Genomic DNA, 5285 nt, shown 5'->3' with positions numbered 1-5285 from the left:
GGCGCGGGGTGATGGCCTGATGCGTCGTGGTCATAGTGATCAGTATGATCACCAGCAGTAATCGGGAACAGCGAATGTAAACGAAGGATACCGTTCGATTTTCCCGATGTGACTCCGACCTCAGGAAAGGGGAAACGCAGTGCTGGATCTTCACCGCCTCCGCCTGCTCACCGAACTGTCCCAGCGCGGCACCATCGGTGCCGTTGCTGAGGCACTCAGCTACGCGCCGTCGAGCATTTCCGCGCAGCTGACCAAACTGGAGCAGGAGGCCAAGACTCCCCTGTTGGAGCACGTGGGACGCGGCTTGCGTCTCACGCCGGCCGCGGAGACCCTGGTCCTGCGCGCCGAGACGCTGCTGGACGAGATGGAGCGCGCCGAGTCCGAACTGGCGCAGGCCTCAGGCACCATCACGGGCACCATCAAGTTGGCCATGTTCCAGTCCGCCGCACTGGCGCTTCTCCCAGGAACCTTGCGCAGAGTGGCGCAAAACCACCCCCAATTGAGGGTGGAAATGACCCAAACCGAGCCCGAAATCGCTCTCCGGGAGACCTGGCAGCGCGACTTCGACCTCGTGGTGGCGGAGAACTACCCGCAACACTCGACCCAGCACCTGCCCGGACTGATCCATTCGCCGCTGACCCGCGACCGGCTTCGACTGGCCACGTGGCACGGTTCCGAAGTGACGTCCCTGGCCCAGGCCGCCGAGCTTCCTTGGGTCATGGAGCCGGCCCCGGCCGCCAGCCGCCACTGGGCACTGCAGCAGTGCAGGCTGGCCGGATTCGAACCCGATATCCGCTACGAATCCGCGGATCTCCAGGCCCATGTCCAGCTGGTCGAGGCCAAGCTGGCGGTGTCCATCCTGCCCTCGGTGCTCGGCGGCTACCGGCGACCCAAGGTGAAGTGGGTCGGCCTGCCCCGCAACCCGCACCGGGAGATCTTCACCGCCTTGAGGGACTCCATGTCCACCCACCCTGGCGTTCTGGCCGTCCGCTCGGCCTTGGAGTCAGAAGCCGGGACCTACTGACGCGAGAGCGCCACGAACCCGACAGCCGCCGTGCGCCCCTTGAAACCCGAGAAGCCCCAGAAACGCCGATCTCCCCCAGTCCTGCGACTGGGGGAGATCGTGAAACGTGTTGCAAATGCTCTGGCGAGGGGCGAACACCTCAACCCCTCAGCTCAAGCTGCATGTCACTCGTAGTCGTAGAAGCCGTGGCCAACGCCCTTGCCCATGCGACCCTTGTCGATGTATTCGGTCTTCACGAGCTCGGCGAACTTACGCTCCTCCTCGTTCTCGCTGTCCTTCATGAGGTTGTACGGGGTCATCATGCCGACCACGTCGAAGATCTCGAAGGGGCCGGACGGGGAACCGGTGGCGATCTTCCAGGTCTTGTCGATGTCCTCGGGCGAGGCGATACCCCGCACCAGCAGGGAGGCACCGGCGTTCAGGAACGGGACCAGCAGGGAGTTGAGCAGGTAACCCGGCTGCTCCTTCTGGATGCGGATCGGGACCATACCCATCTCCGAGGCGAACTCGGCCACGGCCTCGAAGGCGTCGTCGTCGGTGCCGGGGTGGCGCATGATCTCGCCGGTGTTGTGCAGCCACACCTCGTTGGCGAAATGGTAGGCAAGGAAGCGGTTGGGACGGCCGGTGAACGGTGCGATGTCGGAGGGCAGCAGCGTGGAGGAGTTGGTGGCGAAGATGGTCTTCTCAGGAGCCAATTCGCCCACCTGCTTCCAGGTGCTCTGCTTGATGTCCAGGCGCTCCGGAACTGCCTCGACAACCAGGTCGGCGTCCTTCAGCGCGTCGGCCAGGTCGGAGGAGGGGCGGATGCGCGCCACGGCTGCGTCCAGCTTGGCGTCGGTGGCGTCTGACAGGTCCTTCTTATAGGCCTTCTTCAGGTACTCCCAGCGCTCCGGCAGCTTGCCGAGGATCTCGTCGTTGATGTCGTAGGCCACCACGGTCTTGCCGAAGTAGGCGGCTTGGAAGATGATCTGTGATCCCAGCACTCCGGTGCCGAGGACGGTGAGGTTCTGCATGATGACGCTCCTTGTCCTGTAAATGCTCTTGCGACGTTTCCAAGGAACCACCATCGGAGGTTCCGCATCAACGCCTCTGACATCAGTTTTACACCTGTCAAGCGGAGTCGGCGGACAAGTGTTCCGCACGTCTCATCGGCTCACCGCCTCACACCAGGAACTCATCTGCGGAAAGTAGTCTGGACCCATGCCCATCTGGTCACGCACGCAGACCCGTTATCTCGCCGCCTCCCCGGAGTCCGTCTGGGACGTTCTCTCCACACCCGGATTATGGCCGGCGTTCGACGACGACATCCAGACCTTCACCCCCGTGGACACCCCCGCGCTGGTGGGCCCCGAGGGCCCGCGCACCCTGCGGCGCGGCGAGCGCGTGAAGGTGGTCCCGAGGGCACGAGTGCGAGGCATGGTCCACGGCCTCACCGCGCCGCCGGCCATTCTCACCTCCGTGGTCACGGATCAGGAACTGACCTGGTTCCAGAAGCAGCCCGGCGGCGGTACCACGCAGACCTGGCAACTGACCCCGGAGGGCAAGGGCACGCTCCTGACCCGCTCCGTCAAGGTGGAGGGGCCGTTGGCCCCGGTCCTCGGGCCCGCCTTCGGCGAGGCCTTGTCGCACGACCTGGGTGCCGTCGTCGCCCGTCTGTCCCACATGGTGACCATGCCGCCCGACGCAGCGCGGCTACCGCTGGTGGTCATCGCCGGCGGTTCTGGACAGTTGGGTCAAAAGCTGGCGCACGCGCTGATGGCCCGTGGCCGACGTGTGGTGGTGTTGACCCGCCATATGAACACGCGCGCGGCATACCCCCAGATCGAGTGGGACGGCGCCACCACGGCCGGGGATTGGACGCGGGTGTTCCGTGACGGCGCGGGTGTGGACGTGGTGAACCTGTGCGGGTCGCGGATCGGGGCCAAGGGACCGCAGGCCGCCGCCACGTTGGTGAGTTCTCGCATCAATCCAACGCGCGTGCTGGTGCGCGCAGCTCAGGAGTCCGGAGCTCGGGTTGCACACTGGGTTCAGGCGTCCGGACTCGTCCCTCAGACTGATGCAGATTCCCCGGCGGTCACCGAGTCCAGCGTGGTCGATCCGTGGGGCGAGGCCGTCCCCGGTATGACCGACCTCGTCCACCGCTGGGAGGACGCGGCGGCCGATGCGCCCACCGATCATCTGGTGTATCTGCGCACAGGGACTGTGCTGGATCGGGAGTTCGAGGCGTTCCGGGCCCTGGCCGCGCTGGCCACGACCGGGGCGGGTGGCGCCACCGCGGGCGGCAAGCAGTGGGTCCCGTGGATCCACGTCGAGGACTGGCTGCGGCTGGCCCTGTCCGGACTGGATGCCGAACCGGGCGCCCGACTACCTTCCGGCCCCGTGGTGGCCGCCGCACCCTTCCCGGTCATGAACCGTGAGCTCATGCGCTCGCTGCGAACCAAGCTGGCTCCGGGCGGACTCGGCCTTCCCATCCCCGCCGGCCTGTTGAAGCTCGGCGCTGGGCTGCTCCGCAAGGACGCCGGCCTGCTGATCGGCAGCACCCTTCCGGCTTCCGCGGTGGTGCCGGTATCCGGTTTCGCCTTCACCCACCCCAGGCTGGATAGCGCCCTGGACGATCTCCTCAACTGAAATCAACTCTTAACCGTCCAGACGGTACAGAAATCGGAACGCAGCCACTACGCTGGGCCGAGTGAGCGAACCCACTTCCATCCCAGTGAGTCCCGACCCTCAGGACTCGACCCCCTTCTCGACCGCACTGAAGGCCCTCGCCGAGATCGACTGGATGCACCTCGACGTCCCTGGGCACCAGGGCAGCGCCGACGCCGCACCAGGCCTGGCCGATCTCCTCGGCGAGACCACGCTGCTGCGGGACAAGAACATGATCTTCGCCGACGTGAACCAGCAGACCTGGTCCTTCGACGCCCCTCCAGAGGGTGCCCCACTGGAGCGGGCCCAGCGCCTGGCCGCCGACGCCTGGGGCGCCTCCCGGGCCTGGTTCCTGGCCAACGGCGCCTCTTCCGGCAATCACATCGCCACCATGGTGGCCCGCGCCCTCGGCCGAGAGACCTTGGTCCAGCGCAGCGTGCACTCCTCGGTGATCGACGGGATGATCCACTCCGGCCTCGAACCGCACTTCATCTTCGGTTCCATCGACCGCGACCTCGGCTCCTCCCACGGCGTCACCGCGGCCCAGGTGGCAGACGCCCTGGAGGAGCACCCAGGTGCCGCCGCCGTACAGATCGTCTCCCCCTCCTACTTCGGCGCGGTGGCGGACGTCGAGGCCATCGCCGAGGTGGTCCACGCACACGGCAAGCCGCTCATCGTGGACGAGGCATGGGGTGCACACTTCGGCTTCTCGGACACTCTGCCGACCAATGCCGTGCGGTTGGGAGCCGACCTGGTCATCTCCTCCTCACACAAGAACGCCGGCGCGCTGACGCAGGCTGCCATGCTGCTGCTGGGGCACGGACCCACGGCTCGTGCCATCGAGGACATCGTGGACCGCGTGCAGCGATCCTTCATGTCCACGTCGACCTCCGCGCTGTTGTTGGCATCGCTGGACGAGGCGCGTCGGCACATGGCCATTGAGGGACCGACACGTATCCCGCAGACCGTGGACGCCGTGCGTCGGATCCGCGAGGCGATCCAGGAGCGCGGCCGTTTCCGCGACGTCTCCGAGGAATCGATGATGTACAAGGACGTGATGACCTTCGACCCGTTCAAGGTGGTCATCGACACCCGGCCCGCCGGGCTGTCCGGCTCCGAGGCGCAGTTCCGGCTCATGCGAGATCATCACATCGCGGTGGAGCTGTCCACGCACGCGGTGATCGTCCTGATGGTCGGTTCCACCTCAGCGCTCGACGTGGATCGGCTCCTCGACGCCCTCTACGCCCTGCCGAAGGTCCCGGACTCCCTGCAGGCGGCTCCCCCGCTGCCCGCACCGGCCAAGCGAGCACTGCGCCTGCACGAGGCCTTCTTCGCTCCTGCCGAATTGGTCGCCTGGGAGGAGGCCGAGGGTCGTATCTCCTCCGACGCGCTGGCCGCCTATCCCCCCGGGATCCCGAACATCCTGCCCGGCGAGGTGCTCACCGAGGAGATGATCACGTTCCTGCGCAAGACCGCCGCGATGCCCGCCGGTCACGTCCGCGGTGCCGCGGATGAGCATTTGGACCGCTTCCGAGTGGTGGTCGTGACGCCTCCGCGGCTGGTCTGAGGCGCAAAAGTCTGAGGGGCATCAGGCCAGTGGCCGGCGACGGGGGGG

General features: G+C 66.6%; 4 protein-coding genes. 3 read left to right on the top strand and 1 reads right to left on the bottom strand.

The window, feature by feature from the left end:
- Positions 1 to 139 precede the first annotated feature (139 nt).
- Positions 140 to 1024, top strand: coding sequence for a LysR family transcriptional regulator (locus Q0A15_RS09500; protein WP_291279290.1), 885 nt, complete (start codon positions 140 to 142; stop codon positions 1022 to 1024).
- Between the two features lie 164 nt (positions 1025 to 1188).
- Here the strand turns inward: Q0A15_RS09500 and Q0A15_RS09495 are convergent, their stop codons facing one another.
- On the bottom strand, positions 1189 to 2037 hold the full coding sequence (locus tag Q0A15_RS09495) for a 3-hydroxyacyl-CoA dehydrogenase (RefSeq protein WP_291279289.1): 849 nt from the start codon (positions 2035 to 2037) through the stop codon (positions 1189 to 1191).
- Positions 2038 to 2224: 187 nt separating this feature from the next.
- Between Q0A15_RS09495 and Q0A15_RS09490 the strand changes: the two genes are divergently transcribed.
- Both Q0A15_RS09490 and Q0A15_RS09485 read left to right on the top strand, forming a co-directional pair.
- The gene (locus tag Q0A15_RS09490; RefSeq protein WP_291279288.1) at positions 2225 to 3652 is read left to right on the top strand and encodes an SRPBCC family protein; all 1428 of its coding nucleotides are present in this window, start codon (positions 2225 to 2227) and stop codon (positions 3650 to 3652) included.
- Positions 3653 to 3713: 61 nt separating this feature from the next.
- Positions 3714 to 5237 (top strand): aminotransferase class I/II-fold pyridoxal phosphate-dependent enzyme, encoded by a 1524-nt coding sequence (locus Q0A15_RS09485; protein WP_291279287.1) that lies wholly within the window; start codon positions 3714 to 3716, stop codon positions 5235 to 5237.
- Positions 5238 to 5285 lie beyond the last annotated feature (48 nt).

This window comes from Galactobacter sp. (assembly GCF_022712295.1).
GTDB lineage: Bacteria > Actinomycetota > Actinomycetes > Actinomycetales > Micrococcaceae > Galactobacter.
Note: the sequence above shows the minus strand (reverse complement) of the source record. Positions and strands in the feature narration are given on the sequence as shown.

Coding starts and splice junctions, on each gene's coding strand:
- Q0A15_RS09490 (WP_291279288.1), top strand. CDS start 2,225: ATGCCCATCTGGTCACGCACGCAGACCCGTTATCTCGCCGCCTCCCCG.
- Q0A15_RS09495 (WP_291279289.1), bottom strand. CDS start 2,037: ATGCAGAACCTCACCGTCCTCGGCACCGGAGTGCTGGGATCACAGATC.